The 18,073-nt window shown below is 38.2% G+C and carries 4 protein-coding genes and 1 pseudogene; 2 read left to right on the top strand and 3 right to left on the bottom strand.

The annotated features are described in order from the left end of the window. Positions 1-159, top strand: coding sequence for a hypothetical protein (locus L0P31_RS04445; RefSeq protein ID WP_001808548.1), 159 nt, complete (start codon positions 1-3; stop codon positions 157-159). Positions 160-202: 43 nt separating this feature from the next. Here L0P31_RS04445 and L0P31_RS04440 read toward each other — a convergent pair whose 3' ends face one another. The 3 genes and pseudogenes from L0P31_RS04440 to L0P31_RS04435 all read right to left on the bottom strand — a co-directional run bounded on the left by L0P31_RS04440 (position 203) and on the right by L0P31_RS04435 (position 3,426). Next, positions 203-673 (bottom strand): arginine repressor, encoded by a 471-nt coding sequence (locus L0P31_RS04440; RefSeq protein WP_020902899.1) that lies wholly within the window; start codon positions 671-673, stop codon positions 203-205. Further along, positions 670-971, bottom strand: a pseudogene (locus L0P31_RS09445) (Xaa-Pro dipeptidyl-peptidase); the annotation flags it as partial. The gene L0P31_RS04440 and the pseudogene L0P31_RS09445, both read right to left, overlap by 4 nt. 172 nt (positions 972-1,143) lie before the next feature. After that, entirely contained in the window at positions 1,144-3,426 is a 2,283-nt protein-coding gene (locus tag L0P31_RS04435) for a Xaa-Pro dipeptidyl-peptidase (protein ID WP_238095948.1), read from the bottom strand. 241 nt (positions 3,427-3,667) lie between these two features. On the opposite strand from L0P31_RS04435, the gene L0P31_RS04430 reads away from it, so the two are divergent. Continuing rightward, positions 3,668-18,031: a mucin-binding protein gene (locus L0P31_RS04430; RefSeq protein WP_238095946.1), complete on the top strand. Its 14,364-nt coding sequence runs from the start codon at positions 3,668-3,670 to the stop codon at positions 18,029-18,031. Positions 18,032-18,073 lie beyond the last annotated feature (42 nt).

The following is an 18,073-nucleotide window of genomic DNA, read 5'->3' as shown; positions in this document are numbered from 1 at the left end:
ATGGGAGATAAACCGATATCTTTCCGAGATGCGGATGGTAATTTCGTTTCTGCCGCAGATGTTTGGAATGAAAAGAAATTGGAAGAACTATTTAATCGTCTCAATCCAAATCGTGCCCTGAGATTAGCACGAACTAAAAAAGAAAATCCATCTCAGTAAAGAATATAACAAAATTCCGTGCCACATCAGACACGGAATTTTCTTATTCTTCAAAGAAAAATGGTGGAGCGAATTTTTTCAGTTCTTCAAAGCATCTTTGAGCAGCTTCTGCATCTTCGCAGATGACAAGGCAGACATCATCACCACAGAGAGTAGCGATAGCGTCAGAGAAACTTAATGCATCAATGATAGAACCAAAGGATTGCGCAAGTCCAGGAAGGGTTTTAAGGAGGACTTGGTGTTGAACGGGACGCATCAAGACAAGAGCATCTTCCATGTAGATTTCGAGACGTTTCTCCCATTTTGAGATAGAGCCTGTATTGAGCACGTAGTAAGAGTTGTCTTCTTCACGTACTTTTGAGAGGTTCATACTTTTAATATCTCTCGAAAGTGTAGCTTGTGTAACTTGAATATCATTATCGGCAAGAAGAGCTTGTAGCTCAGCTTGAGTATGAATCTTGTTTTTCGTTACAAGAGCTCGTATGAGTTGGTGTCGGTGTTCAGATTTATTCATAAAATGTTACTCCTTGTACTGGGTACAGAAAGCGTGGACGGAACGAAATCGTCAGTCGGGTGGTAAGCGGTATTGTCACGTATGATGATTTCAAAGTCAGTAGTATAGGACTAAATGGAGAAAATCCCACTCTTTTAACTTGTCACTAGTTGAGTGTAGATGAATTGGGTATCTATCCGTTTATCTACATTGGTGTCCTCTACTAACAGTAAATCATTCAATTAGGGTAGCCTTTTGTCACGACTTGTTGTGAATTTACGATTAATGTTAATTCACAGAGATTTTCCAACATGTAGTGTGGTAGCGAGTATGATAGAGGGTCACACATGTTGGTTATGGGGCGGTATCTTTTGTTCAAACTCCAGTTATGGGCTTATCACAAGTCCTTCTTTGAGAGTGAATTTGATACTAAGTTTATGTTTCCTTAGACTGTTCAAGTGGAAATAGTTCCATATTGAAATTCTGATATATTATACCTTTTGACAAGGTAGGATAAGAGTAGACTGTTCAAGATCAACAGTCAGGTGGTAAGCGGTGTTGTCACGTATGGTGATTTCAAAGTCAGTAGTATAGAGGACTAAACGGAGAGTGTCTCCTTCTTTTAACTTGTAAATAGTCGGTTGCAGTTCAAACTGGATATCCATCCATTCATCTGCAGTAATATCCTCTACTAACAGTAAATCATTTCTATTTTGCAAATTGAGATAGCCTTTTGTCACGACTCGTTGTGCATTTGGTCTAAAAGGTAATTCACAGAGATTTTCCAACATGTGGTAGCGACCGTTGTCAATGGTTCTAGCACTTAATACAGCTGGATAAGGTTGTAGGTATTTCTTCTGTCCAAATTCTAGCAGTTGGGCAGATAAGAGCCCCTTATTTGTACTGGATTTGATACGAAGATTGAGTTGGGCACGACCGTTCAAGTGAAGATCTTTGGTTACAGGAAGGTCAATAGTAATTTGATTGGCTTTCCCTTGATAGAGTTCTGTATTGAAGGTTTGGTATGTCTTACCATAACGCTCAAAATCCTTATCTGGATACTGGTTTTGAATCACTTGCTCTTCTTGACCAAGTGAGAAGGTTTCAAAGTTTTCTTGCCCACCAAACTTATCAAGTGATAACCAAGTCTGAGGTGTTGTATTATCCTGCCAGATAACAGTAGGAAGTTGGAAATCTGTATCTTGTCCCAGCAATTTCTTAGTCAATAAGGCATTCATGGACTCACGGAAGTCAATGGACTGCCAGTTGTTCACGTACACATGAGCGCCATTATGGAAAAAGAGGTGCTTGTTGATATGATTAGGGAGAGCATGAAACATCTGGTAAACATGGAGTGGTTTAACATTCCAATCCTGAGAACCGTGGGTAAAGACAACCTCTGCCTTTACTTTATCGGCATTGAGCAAATAATTGCGGTCATGCCAAAATTGATTATAGTCTCCAGACTTGCGATCTAACTGCTCTTTTACTTTTTCCAAGTCAGCTTGGTGAGCCACATTGCCACGGATATAGTCGCCAGCCAAGAGATTACGAGAATAGGTTAACTCAGCAAGAGAGTCAAAGTCCTCACCTGGATAACCGCCTGGGCTAGTCACCAGACCGTTTTCACGGTAGTAGTTGTACCATGAGGAAATACCAGCCTCGGCAATGATAACTTCTAAACCATCGACACCTGTGGTCGCTAGACCATTAGACATGGTACCTAGATAAGAAAGTCCAGTTGTGGCTACTTTACCATTTGACCAGTCAGCTTTGACTTGACGCTGGCGCGTGTGGTCGGTAAAGGCACGGCAACTACCATTAAGCCAATCGATGACATTTTTATAAGCCTCAATTTGTTGGTAGTCGCCATTAGTCATGAAACCAGTAGAGTCTTTGGTACCAACACCTGAGACATAGAGATTGGCAAAACCTCGTGGAAGAAAGTAGTCATTGAGTGTATAGCTAGAGTTGATGTGACTTAGCTTTTCCTCAGCTTCTGACACAAGCTCAGCTTGGCCATGAGGTTGGACGAGATTTAGTTGAGGTTCTTCTAGCTCAATCTTGTGAGCAGGTTTGACCTCAAGGTCACCCTCCATCTTGTAGAGAGCCTTATCGCTTGCCTTGTCATTGGTTCCCTGATGATAAGGACTGGCCGTCATGATAGCAGGGATTTGTCCCTCATAACGAGGACGAATAATGCTAACCTTGACTAGATCTGGAAGCCCTTTTTGGTCAGTATCGACACGAGACTCAACGTAGACCACTTCTCGAATCACATCATGGCTAGAAAAAGTAGCCAAACTCTTACCGTTAAAGTAGTGGTAGTCATTATCCTCAGGAATAAGACCGTCGCTAACAAGTTGGTCGATAAGAGTATTTCCCTTTTTGGTGCGAGTATTAAGTAACTGATAGAGATTTTCAATCAAGTCACCATACCCAATAGGAAAACCAGTCTCTTTACGAAAAATATCACTGTCTTCGAAGTCAACAAAATAAGAAAAGCCTAAAAGTTGAAAGGCCACAGTGTAGAAAATATCCGCAGTCAACTCTTTGTCTGACTGAAAAAAAGTCAGTAAGTCAGTTTCTTTATCAACTGCCAAACTGGACAGAGGATAGGCACTATCTTTATAATTAAAAAAGAAACGAATAAGAAACGCTTCAAGCATTTTTTTATTTGTAATGTTGACTGGTAAATCAAACCCATACTTTTTTAATTCAAAGATAATTCTATCTTTGGGTAGCGCTAAATAGCTAAATTGATTAAAACGCATAAATCCTCCAGTAAAATTATACTTTAATTTATTATATCAAAAAAGTAAAAAAATACCAAGATAAAAGCAAAAAATAAATATCATACTAAATATAAATAACAGCAAAAAGCTAGCAAGTAATGTTGATATATATATATATATATAATTGATTCTTCTTGAAGTAATAGTGTTTTTGTGGTAAAATATATACTATGTAATTGTGCATTGATGATTGCAAATAAAAAAATGGAAAGCAAAGATTATGTATAAATCAAAAAGACGAAAAAATAAATCTTTTGATTGGTATGGCTTGAGCCAACGTTTCTCTATTCGTAAGTATCATTTTGGTGCTGCGAGTGTACTGTTGGGGACAGCCTTGATTTTGGGTGCTGCCCAAACGACTGCCAAGGCAGAAGAAGCAACTACTGAAAATAAAACAGAAGCTGTTGCATCTGCTCCAAAAGATGATAAGGCAAGTGAGAATGTTACAAATGTGACGAAACCAGCTCTTTCTACCACTACAGAAGCGACTGTAGTAGAAAAGCCAGCCTTAAGTGATGAAGAAGTTGCAAAATTAGCTGCTGAAGCATCTAAGCAAGATGAAAAAGCATCTGAAGCTACTGCAACTGAAAAAGCAGAAGCTGCTGATAAAGAAAAAGCAACTCTAACTCCTGCAACAGACAAAAAAGCTGATAAAGCAGTTGATGAAAAAGCTGATAAAAAGGACGAAAAGAAAGCAGAAAACCCAATTACTGCTACTAAAACTGTCCTTGAACAGTTGACATCTGAAGCAGAAGTGCTGAATACAACTGCCGCAAACTATGCAAATAAAAAAGCAGAAGATAAAGCAGGAAAAGAAGCTATTGCAGCTGCAGTAGCTTCAGCTAAAGTCCAAATCGAAGCATCTAAGAAAGCTCTTGCCGCAGGCGAGATCACTAAGGAAGAATTGGATGCCCAACTTCAACGTATCTCATCAGCTATCGAAGCAGTTTATGCTGAGATGAAACGTGCAGGACACGTAGGTAAAGTAGAAGCAGTGTTGCCGGATGCAACTACAAATAATAACAAATTAGTTGTTAAGCCTGCCCAAATTACACCGGTAGCAAACTACAACAATGTTACGGAAGAAGAAATAGCGGAAATTATTCGTCAATTCCGCATTGCAAATCCTGATTTAACAGATGCTGATAAAATTCAAGTAAATGTTAATAGTAAAAGTAATTTAGTTGGTGAAACAACAGTTACTCTTGCAAATGGTCAGAAATTTACATTCCCAACATCAGAAGTAATTAAAGGGTATACAGCTAATCGTAATACTGAACAATTGAAGAAATCTATTAACTGGTTCGACTTCGGTTCATCTAAAATCACATATACAGATGGAACTAAAGTAGGAGAAGTTAAACACTTATCTTCGCCAGTTACTAAAGTGATTAGAGACCGCTATGGTGTAGAACAAACAGGGGTATTTACATACTATCGTGAAGTAACATATGCTGATGGTCGCAAAGGGACAACTTTAGACGATGAATGGTTGAAAAATGGTCCAGCTCGTTATTCAAAACACTTCTATAATGATGGACGTGCACAAAATATGAATGGCCGTGATGCAAGTTCTAAAGGAGAGTTTTTCGAAGCTCTTCAAGAAGGTATGAAGTTTACAGTTAAGACCTCTGTAGAAGGATATGAATTAACTGCTACTGTAACATCTTTAGCACCTAAAAATGTAGCAACAAATCCATTCAAAGATTCAAATGGTAAAGCTTATAACGTGATGAATAAGGATCAAACATCTACTGGAAGAAGAGCTGGTGATCCCGTTGATGTCGTTTTGGCCTATCAAGATAAAACTTATTCTCATATGAAGCACGTGGGTCTATCTACTGATAATGAAGATGGAACTCCTCAGATGACTGCTTTCACGGCAGCATATGATAGTGCTAATGTAGGGGTGAATTTCTCACTTTCGGCTACATACAATAGCCGTCCTGTTGCAGTAAATGCAATTGCGGTAGATGCTGAGGAAGCCGGAGAAATTGAAGTTCTTCAATTTGAGACTGATGGAACGAATTGGGAACAATTTTTAGCCTTAAATAAAAATCCTAAGGGTGGGAATGGTGTTGTACCAATTAATTCGGAATTATTGGGAAGAAATGCTAATTCATTTGAAAAACCTGGATATAAGAGAACCGAATGGTTAAGTACTGATAAAAACGGAAATGTTTCTATGTATGGAACAAAATTATTTGGGCCTGCATGGACTACTATTCAAAGTGGAAATGACTTACCAGTAGGATTAAGTCAAAATGTTTCTAATTTATCTATTTATATGAATACTCAAGGTTCTCAAGCGGGTACGATTGGATTTGTAATTTATGATGGTGGAGATGCTCCAGCTACATATGGTTCAGCTCAGCACTTCATTGGTAACCTTGTAAGAACAAACTCTGATGGAAGTAGCACAGTAGCTACTCAACCATATTTAGGTTCACAAAAAGGTGACCCTGATTTCCGTTCTGTTGAAAAAGAACCATCTGGAGCATGGGCCCTTGATGACTTGGTGAATACAGACAAGTATGAAAAGATTGAACTTCAAAGTGGAAGAACAACTGTTACAAATGAAAAAGGTGAAACAGGTATTTACGAAATTCAAAGAAATGGGAATACCGTTATCCGTAAAGCAGATGGCTCAACAGTAGCTTTAAGACAAGATGATATCTTATCAGTCACTGATCCTAAGTCAAAATTACCAATTAAAGGAATCTTTAATAAAGCTGAAGGTGTCATTGGTGTAGGTGTATTAGCCGATGAAGGTGAAAGTCAATTATTAGATCCAGCTGTAGCAACGAATTATGCATTACGTCAAGGGGCTGCAAATGAATATGAATTAAAAGGAGTTCGTGCAAATCCAGGGACAAATAACGAGAAGGCATATATTCGAGGATGGGTTGACTTCAACAACAATGGTAAATTCGATTTGTATGAAGCTTCTGAATTAGTAGAAGTAACAAAAGAAGGAACTTACACATTAAAATGGAAAAATACTCCTCAATTATTAGATACATCTGTTGATAATTTAGGTGTACGTTTACGTATTGCTTTAGATAAAGCAGATGTTGATTTACCAACTGGTGTTGCATCTTCAGGGGAAGTAGAAGACTTCCAGACACACGTAGTTCACCCACCACGTGGGGCAAGAAATGAAACAAAAGACTTCCAAGGTAGAGAACAAAAATTAGATATTCGAACTACTGAATTGTTTACTGCAACAGGTAAAACAGAATCTTCAAAATATACAGCATGGAACCAAATGGAACCAACAGTTGCTCCTAAGTTTGTATTAACGGAATCAGTTGTTGCAAGTGAAGAACCAACAGGTAATACAAACGTGAACGTAGTAGATCCAGAAGGAACAACTGTTTATAAAGGTTCAGAAGTAGTAGTAAAAGATAAACGAGGAAATACTTTAGGTACAGCGGTTAAAGTCGTAAATCCTACAACAGGTAAAACTGAATACTACTTATCTAAATATACAGAATACGATACTGCTGGAAATAAAGTTGGGGAATATACTTTAAACAAAGCTGGAGAAAATGGGCAAAATATTAAAGATGCTTCAGGAAATTATCGAACAACAGTTGATTTTAAACCTGAAGCAGGATATGTAGGAACTGCCCGTGGAGCAGTTATTCGTGGTTGGGACCAAAACCGTAATTCGACTGGTTGGGATTTAACAGATGCAACTCTTAAAGAGATTTTAGCATCAGACCGATTAGCCGATAAGGATAAACTAACATCAAATGTGAATAATGAATATAATGGTAGTCGTTCAATGGATGCTGTATATATTCCAACAGTCATTGATGTGAAACCTGTTGGTGAAGATACAACTACTGAAAATGTTCAAGGTGCTGTTCAAAAATCTAATCCAACAATTCCAGTTTATGGTACTGTCGAAACTGTATCAAATGACAAAGTTGAAGATGTTAGATATACGTCTGATTATGTAATACTAGATAAAACTAAAAAACCAACATTTGCAACTAAGAAAGAGATTCCTGGTAAATTCTATAGAGAAAATACTAAGGTAACAGAGCCAACAACAATAACCTTAGATGATGGAACGCAAGCTACATTCGCTCCTAAAACTCTTCCAGCAGGGACTCCAGTGTTTGAAAATGATAAAACATATACAATTACAGGTACAGGAAATGTAACACTTCATAATGTTAACTACGGAGGTGGTACAGTTCCAGCAGGTGCTAAAGTAATGAGTAAGGAGCCGACAACGGTAGAGCCAACAACAGTAATCAGAGATGGCGCTCAGGTAGTTGTTCCAACTGGACAAAAACTAAAAATTGGGGATGTTTTAGTAACTCCTCTTAATATTAGAGGAGAAGCTCAACGTTCATTCTGGGAAATCACTTATAAAACAGGTGAAAATGTACCAGGTAACCGTGTCAGAAGAAATCCTGATATTACTCTTGCGAACGATACAACAGTAGATCAATTAGTTGGTGGTTCTACTACAGAATTTGTTGCCGCAAATGGTAAAACTTATTCTAAAAACTCTGTAGATACGATTCCAGCAGGAACACGTGAAAAAACTACTTACGAAGACTTAATGAATGTTACTCTTCCAAATGCAGTTCATATTGATCCAGTGACTGGAGCGGTAACAAGTGTGCCTCGTCGTTACACTAAAGTAACAGATACAGAAATCGTAATTGAAAATGAAGGTACTTATACATTAAATCAAGATACTGGTGAAATTACATTCACACCAGATCCTAAGTTCGTAGGAACAGGTACAGGTGTAACAAAACAACAACCGGATATTGACTATAACAATAAAGTAGCAGGAGACCCTGTAACAAGTCGCTATGGAACTGACTATGGTAAGGCCAAATATACTCCAATTGTTAAACCACAGTCGAAAGCATCAATTACTCGTACAATTCATTATGTATATGAAAATGATAACGATAATCCAACAAGCCAAGATTCTTATAAAGATAATAATCCAATTGTAGCAATCGATAACACACCAGTTACTCGTACACAAACAATTGACTATACTCGTGATTATCAAATCTTTACTGAGGCTGGTGAAACAGATAAAGAAATCATTACAACAAACCAAGTAACGGATGCAGCAGGAACAACTTATAAAGTTGGACAAACAATTCCAAAAGGAACTAAGTTCAATCAAGGAACAATTATCATTGGTAAATGGACATCTTCAAGTGCGGATAATTCTAAATTTAAAGAAATTATCTCACCAACTGTTAAAGGATATACTGCAGAAGTAGTAACAGCAGACTTCACTCCTCGTGCAGATGGTAAGATGGGCCATATTCATAACAATAAACAACCTGTCGGAATCTATACTCCAGTAGAAGATAATACGAAAGATGTTGGAGCATATGAACCATTAGTATCAGAAGTAACTTCTGATGATACAGATAACTTTGATATGTATGTTGTTTATAAAGCTGATAAACAAAAAGCTAAAGTAACATACATTGACTTAGATGCTACAGGTGACGCACGTATTCTTGAAGTACAAAACGCTAATACAGCACCTGCAACAAATCCAGATGCGAAAACAACTTATGGTGTTACAACACTTGAAGGTAAATCTCATACTAAGATTCCTTATTTAACAGCTAAAACAATCAAGAAATATGAAGACCAAGGTTATGAATTAGTAACCGATGATTATACAAACAATACTCAAGGTACAGCTATTGAGGGTGGACGTAAGTTCGATGATGATAAAGATGTAGACCAAGCATTCAATGTTTACCTACGTCACAAGAAAGTTACTCGTAAAATTAAAGATACTCAAGAAGTAACACGTACAATTGAGTATAAATATGCTAGTACAGATGATGTACCAACTGATAAACGTGGAACAACAGCTGCACCAACAGTGACTGAAACACTTCACTTTGAACGTGACCGTACAATCGATTACACATTAGCTGCGAAAGTATATCCAACAGAATACGCAACTTACAAAGCGGTATTAGATAAGAGTGGATATGATTCTCCTGAAGAATACAAAGCTCGTACAGTTTACTACGACCACATCACAAACAAAGCAATCGCAGCAGATGCAACAGATACTCAAAAATCAATCGTTACATTTGGACCATGGACTCCAGTAGGTGGAACATCTAACGATGCAATTAAATTATCTGATGCAGAAAAAGTAAAAGATGATAAATTTAACCTTGTTAACTCTCCAGAAGTAACTGGTTATGTTCCAGATAACGCTACTGTAGAAGCAACTGCAGCAATTGATGCAGAAGCAGATGATTACAAGATTACAGTACTTTATACTCCAGTTGCTCAAAAAGCTGTAGTTAAGTTTGTAGAAGTAGATCCTACTAATACAAATAAAGTCATTACTCCTGGTCTTGCAGATCCAGTTGTTGTGACAGGTAAATCAGAAGCAGCTTACCCAGCAACAACAGCAACTTCAGTAACTGATAAGATTGCTGAGCTTGCTAAGAAAGGTTACGAACTTGTAAATAACGGATTTGTATCAACAGACAAATTCGATAAAGATGCTGCAGTTGATCAAGAATATGTGGTGAAATTCAAAGCTAAAGTAGTAGATATTCCATCATTTGATCCAACAAAACCAGCAAGTAACGATAATCCAAAACCAACTCCAGGTGTAACACCACTCGATCCAAGTAATCCAGATGGACCAAAATGGACTGAAGCATTAATCAACGCTGTAAAAGTACAAGAAGAAGTAACACGTACAATTAAGTATGTATACGAAGACGGTACTCCAGTAGCAGAATCTAATCTAACAAGTGTAGCTGACAAGAAAGTTAAAACACTTAAATTTACTCGTCCTGGTAAGATTAATGTTGCGACAGGAGAAATCACATACGGAGATTGGTCAGCGAACCAAAAATTCGAAGCAGTAACATCTCCAGTATTAGAGAAATACACAGCGGCAGTTGCAGGTGTAACTCCAACAACAGCTGATGTACCAGAGAAAACTGTTGCGGCTACAGATAAAGACTTCGAAGAAGTAGTAGTATACAAAACTAAACTAATCACTGTTGATCCCAAAGCTCCAGGTTATAAAGAACCTAAGAAAGATGAGCCAATTAATCCAAATGATCCAAATGGACCAAAATGGACTGACGAATTACTTGCGAAATTGAAAAATACTGAAGAAGTAACACGTACAATTTCGTACACTTACTCAACAGAAGCAAGTGAATTGAACCAAGCTGAAAAAGATGGCAATAAAGCTGGAACGAATGTAGCTGATCCATTCACTACAAAAGTGAACTATACTCGTGTAGCTCAAGTGAACCCAGTAACAGGAGAAATCACATACGGAGAATGGGAAGCTAAAGATAATGACACTACATTAGAAGGAAAAGCAGAACTTCCTAAAGTAGCAGGTTATGTAGCGACAGGCGATGTAGATTCATCTAAGAAAGATGTAACATCAGTTAAAGCAGAAGATAAAGATATTACGGAAAAAGTAGTGTATAAAGCACTAGGTAAATATGTACCAGTTGTACCAGAAGGATTCACTCCTCCTACAATTCAAAATCCACAATATCCAAACTCAGATGATCCATCTAAACCAGGTGATCCAACAACTACAACAACGATTCCATATGTTCCAGGAACAACACCAGTAGGACCAGATGGACAACCGTTGACACCGAAAAACCCTGCTAATAAAGAAGAAGGATACTTACCACCAGCTCCAACAACACCAACAGGGGATACAACAATCGTTTATACGAAAGATGGTTCTCAAGTAGCTGTAACGAAATTTGTAGATACAACTGGTAAAGGATTAGAACCATCAGTAGTCGATACAGGAGATACAGGTAAAGCCTTTACGAAAGATGCGGATGTTACTGCGGCAATCAATAAGATCTTAGCTCGTGGATATGAAAAAGTAGCTAATGTAAATGCAGGTGAAAAAGATTATCCATCAACAGATGCTGAAAAAGTATTTGACGCTGATGCATCAACAAACCAAGAGTATACAGTAACATTCAAACCGATTGTTAAAGATATTCCAACTGATCCAACAACTCCAGGTTATGTGAAACCAGAACCAGGTCAACCAGTAGATCCAACAAAACCAGATGGACCAAAATGGCCAGAATCTGTTAAAGACTTGAAGACAACTGAATCTGTAACACGTACAATCAAGTATGTATATGAAAATGCAACTCCAGTAGAAGATGGCAAACTTGGAACAGATGTTGTAGCTAAGAAAGTTCAAACGCTTGAATTTACTAGAACAGCTAAAGTTAACCTTGTGACAGGAGAAGTTGAATATGGAGCATGGACACCTAAGACAACTGATGGATTTGAAGCTGTAATAACTCCTACAATTGACGGATACACTTCAGCATTAGTAAGTAATCCAACAGTAAGTGACGTACCAGCGAAAACTGTGACGGCAGATGCTGCTGATTATGAAGAAGTTGTAGTTTACAAAACAAAACAAATTACAATTGATCCAAAAGATCCAAACTTCGATCCTGAAAAACCAGTAGATCCAAAAAATCCAAATGGACCAAAATATAAAGATCTTAAACTGGCAGAAGAAGTAAAACGTACAATTACGTATACTTATGCAGATGATGTAGCAGATACTTCTAAACGTGGAACTGATGCAGAACCTAAACATGAAACTACAGTAAGCTTCACACGTACAGCATCAGTAAATGGAGTTACAGGTGAAATTACTTATAGTGAATGGACTGCTAAAGATAACGATACAACTCTTGAAGGTAAAGCTGTAGTACCAGTTAAAACTGGATACGTAGCTACAGGAGATGTTGAGTCATCTAAGCAAGATGTAACGGGTGTTAATGCAACGGATAAAGATATTATTGAAAAAGTTATCTATAAAGATTTAGGTAAATTTGTACCAGTTGTTCCAGAAGGATTCACTCCTCCGACAATTGAAAATCCACAATATCCAAACAATCCAGATGACCCTACAAAACCAGGAACACCAACAACAACGATTCCATATGTTCCAGGAACAACACCAGTAGGACCAGATGGACAACCATTAACTCAAAAAGATCCTAACGATCCAACGAAAGGTTATAACCCACCAACACCAACAAATCCAACTGAGGATACAACAATTGTTTATACGAAAGATGGTTCTCAAGTAGCGGTTGTTCATTTCATTGAAGTAAACAGTGAAACGGATAAGACTGAAAAAGGTGGAGTGGCTCAATCAATCGTTGATACTGGAGATACAGGAAAAGCATTTACGAAAGGTACAGAAGTAACAGCTACAATCGAAGCTCTGAAAGCTAAAGGATATACAGTTGTTGAAAACAACTACCCAGAAAATGGTAAGTTTGATGCAGACTCTAAGACTAACCAAGAATACAAAGTCCTTGTAGCGATTAAACCAGTAACTGTAAATCCAAATGATCCAGCACCAACTCCAGATAAACCAATTGATCCAAATAATCCAACAGGACCAAAATGGACTCCAGAGTTAATCAAAGAGTTAGAAGATGGACGTAAAGAAGAAGTTAAACGTACAATCAACTATGTATATGCAGACGGTAAGAAGGCTGCTGATTCAGTAGAAGAAACGAAAGAGTTCAAACGTTCAGCAACAATTAACCCAGTAACTGGTAAGATTACATTCGGAGACTGGTCACCAGCTCAAACATTTGAAGAAGTAACTTCACCAGAAATTAAGAATTACACTCCAAATAAAGTGACTGTACCAGCATCAGAAGTAACAGCAACTGCTGAAGACATTAATGAAACAGTAGTTTATACTACAAAACCAGTAACATTAGATCCTTCTAAACCAGCAGATCCAAATACTCCAGCTGTTACTCCAAAACCTGAAGACAAAGTACCAAACGATCCAAAAGGTCGTACGTACAAAGAATTAGGATTAATCGAAGAAGTAACGCACACAGTTCACTACAAACTAGCTGACGGATCAGATGCAGGTATCCCTGATAATGTCCAAACATTAACATTCACTCGTACAGCTGACTTAGATCCAGTAACTGGAGCAATCTCTAACTTTAGTGATTGGAAAGCTAAAGGTGACGATACAACAATCGATTCTATAACAACTCCAGATAAACCTGGATATGTAGCTTCAGCCGCTAAATCTACAGCTCGTGAAAATGTTAAAGCTACAGATAAAGATAGTGAAGAAACAATTATCTACCGTAAACTTGGTTCATATGTACCAGTAATTCCTGAAGGAGTAACACCTCCAGCGAACACTGACTTAACTCCAAAACCATATCCAAATGATCCAAACGATCCTACAAAACCAGGGACACCTGCTGAAACTCCAGTAGTACCATACATCCCTGGAACAACACCTGTAGGACCAAACGGTAAACCATTAACTCCGAAAGATCCTAACGATCCAACGAAAGGATATGAAGTACCAAAAGTACCGGAAGATCCAACTCAAAACACTACAATCACGTATGTTAAGGATGGTTCTCAAGTAGCTCTAGTTCACTTCATTAAAGCTGATGGAACTGCAGTTCACGTATCAGTTGCGGAAGCAGGAGACACAGGTAAAGCAATCAAGACAACAAATGTTGATAACGTTAAAGCTGAGTTAGAAGCTAAAGGTTATGAAGTTGTTGAACCAACTGATCCAGCTTATACAGCAGAACGTGTAGCATTCTACGCTGAGGAAAACCGTACATTCGATGACAAAGACGATAAAGGTGATAAAGGAATTAGCCAAGTTTACTACGTAATCGTTAAAGAAGGAATTACTCCAATCGATCCAGATAAACCGCTAGATCCAAATAATCCTAATGTTACTCCAAAACCAGGAGACAAAGTACCGGGAGATCCAAAACAACGTACATACGAACAACTTGGATTACTAGATGAGGTAAATCGTACAATCAACTACAGATATGCGAATACTGATAAAGTAGAAGAAGCTAAACGTGGTCAAGAAGCTGCAGCTACTGTAGAACAAAAACTTCGTTACTCTCGTAAAGGTGATCTAAACAAAGTAACAGGTGAAATCACTTATACTTCTGATTGGACTAAACCACAAACATTAGCAGAAGTAACGTCTCCAGTCATCGAAGGATATGTTGCAGATATTAAAGCAGCTGAAAAAGTAGAAAACGTTGCTCATGATGCAGCTGATTCAGTAGTAAACGTAGTTTACTCACCACTAGGTAAATATGTACCGAAAGTACCAGAAGGATTTGACAAACCAAATATTGATAAACCTCAATATCCAAATGATCCAACAGATCCAACGAAACCAGGAACACCAACAACAGTGATTCCTCACGTTCCAGGAACAACTCCAAAAGATCCAAATGGAAACCCACTGAAACCAGTAGATCCAAATGATCCAAGTAAAGGATATGTTCCACCAACACCTGGAAACCCAACAGAAGATACGCAAATCACTTATGAGAAAGATACTCAAAAAGCGAAAGTAACTTATGTGGTAGAAGGAACTGGAACAGTGCTTCACACAGATAACCTAGAAGGTAAATCTGGAGAACCAATCAAGTACTCAACAGTAGCTAAACTTGCTGAATTGAAAGCTCTAGGATATGACTTAGTAAGTGACGGATTCACAACTGCTACAGATAAGAACTACGATAAAGATACGAAAGTAGATCAAAGATTCGTAGTTACAGTTACACCACACGTTGAGCCAATCAAACCAGTAGATCCAACTAATCCGAACGATCCAAACAAACCAAAACCGGGTGATCCAATCGATCCTAAGAACCCTGATGGACCAAAATGGACAGAAGATCTAATTAAACAAATCGATACAACTCGTCACGTTAACCGTACAATCAAGTATGTTAACGAAAAAGGTGAGGAAGTAGCTAAGAAAGTAACAGATAAAGTTACATTCACTCGTGAAGGTAAAATCAACGCTGTAACAGGTGTAATCACTTACGGTGATTGGACAGCTAAAGGTGGGGATACAACATTCGATAAAGTAGAATCACCAGTAGTTAAAGGATACATCCTGAAAGATGCTAAACAAAAAGAAGTAGCAGCTACAACAGGATTAACTGCAGACTCTAAAGATGAAAACATCGAAGTAGTTTACACTAAACTTGGTTCATGGGTACCGAAAGTACCAGAAGGAGTAACTCCAATCGATCCAACTCCATATCCAAACGATCCAAAAGATCCAACAAAACCAGGAAACGATAGACCAATCGTACCTTACGTACCAGGAACTACACCAAAAGGTCCAAATGGAAACCCACTGAAACCAGTAGATCCAAACGATCCAAGTAAAGGATATGTTCCACCAACACCTGAAACCCCAACAGAAGATACTGAAATCACTTATGAGAAAGATACTCAGAAAGCAAAAGTAACTTATGTGGTAGAAGGAACTGGAACAGTACTTCACACAGATAACCTAGAAGGTAAATCTGGAGAACCAATCGACTACAGTACAGTAGCTAAACTTGCTGAATTGAAAGCTCTAGGATATGACTTAGTAAGTGACGGATTCACAACTGCTACAGATAAGAACTACGATAAAGATACGAAAGTAGATCAAAGCTTCGTAGTTACAGTTACACCACACGTTGAGCCAATCAAACCAGTAGATCCAGAAAATCCAAATGATCCTAATAAACCAAAACCAGGTGATCCAATCGATCCTAAGAACCCTGATGGACCAAAATGGACTGAAGATCTAATTAAGAAGATTGATACAACTCGCCACGTGAACCGTACAATTAAGTATGTTAACGAAAAAGGTGAGGAAGTAGCTAAGAAAGTAACTGATAAAGTTACATTCAATCGTGAAGCTAAGATCAATTCAGTAACAGGTGAAATCACTTACGGTAACTGGACAGCTAAAGATGGAGATACAACATTCGATAAAGTTGAATCACCAGTCGTTAAAGGCTACATCCTGAAAGATGCGAAACAAAAAGAAGTAGCAGCTACAACAGGATTAACTGCAGACTCTAAAGATGAAAATATCGAAGTAGTTTACACTAAACTTGGTTCATGGATTCCAAAAGTACCAGAAGGTTCTACACCAGTTCCTCCGGTTACGTATCCAAATGATCCAACAGATCCAACGAAACCAGGAAACGATAGACCAATCGTTCCTTACGTACCAGGAACTACACCAGTGGTACCAAAAGATCCAACTAAACCAATTAGTCCGGATAACCCACTAGTTCCATTAACACCAGTAGATCCAAACGATCCAACTAAAGGATATGAAGTACCACCAGTACCAACAGATCCAGGAACTGATACGCCAATCACTTACGTAACTGATAAACAAAAAGCTATCACTAACTTCGTAGATGAAAAAGGTAAAGTAGTATCAACTCCAGTAATTGATGAAGGTGATTCAGGAGCTAACTTCACTAAGTCTAAAGTTGATGAAGTAACTAAGACTATTGAAAAACTTGAAAAAGCTGGTTATAGAGTCGTTAAGAACGAGTTCCCATCTAAAGATACAGATAGAGTATTTGATAAAGATAAATCTGTAGATCAAATCTTCACTGTAACAGTAGCTGAAAGAATTATTCCAGTTACACCAGGTAAACCAATAGATCCAACTGATCCAAACTTACCGAAGAATCCAGATGGAACACCTGTGACACCATCTACACCAGAACCAGGTAAACCAGTATTCCCTAACGATCCAAACAGCCCAGTATGGCCAAATACTGTGAAAGATCTTGTAACTGAGAAATCAGCTACACGTACGATCAAGTATGTAGATCGCAATGGAAACGAAGTTTCTGAAACTCGTGTTGAAACAATCAAGTTCACACGTGAAGCGAAAGTTAACTTAGTAACTGGTGAAATCACATATGGTGAATGGACAACAGATCGTAACGATAATATCTTCAACGGTTACCCAGTACCAGTTGTGAAAGGATACATCGCTAAAGCTGGTGATCTAGAATCATCAACTAAAGATGTACAAGTAACTCCTGATACAATCAAGGATATCAATGAAACAGTGATTTACGATAAGTTAGGTTCATGGATTCCAAATATCCCAGGAACACCAACAAATCCAATCACATATCCAAACGATCCTAAAGATCCAACTAAACCAGGAACAGATAAACCTAAAGTACCTTATGTACCAGGATTTATCCCTGTAGACCCAGAAGGTCAACCATTGAAACCAGTTGATCCAAACGATCCAACGAAAGGATACGAAGTACCAGAGGTACCTGGTGATCCAACGAAAGATACACCAATCAACTACATTCCTAAGGATCCTACACCAAATCCAACTCCATACCCAGGTCCAACTCCAGCTCCAACTCCTAAACCAGAGCCTAAGCCGGAACCAAAACCTGAGCCAAAACCAGAACCAGAAACTCCACAACCTGTAACACCTGCAGATAATGGAGATAACAATGGAAATAATAATGGAACTCCAACAACTCCAGCTCAACCAGCAGAGCCTTCTACACCTCAATACATGGATGGTCAACGTGAACTTCCAAATACAGGTACAGAAGATCATGCTAGCCTTGCAGCACTTGGACTTCTAGGAGCCCTAAGTGGATTTGGATTGATTGCTCGTAAGAAAAGAGAAGATGAAGAATAATCATTTTGATTCTCATTAGATGCTGACTTGCAATCAGATAAA

Origin of the sequence: Streptococcus mitis, from assembly GCF_022137125.1 — a bacterium.
Taxonomy (GTDB): domain Bacteria; phylum Bacillota; class Bacilli; order Lactobacillales; family Streptococcaceae; genus Streptococcus; species Streptococcus mitis_CE.
The sequence above is the reverse complement of the archived record's forward strand: the minus strand, read 5'-3'. Positions and strand labels throughout refer to the sequence as shown.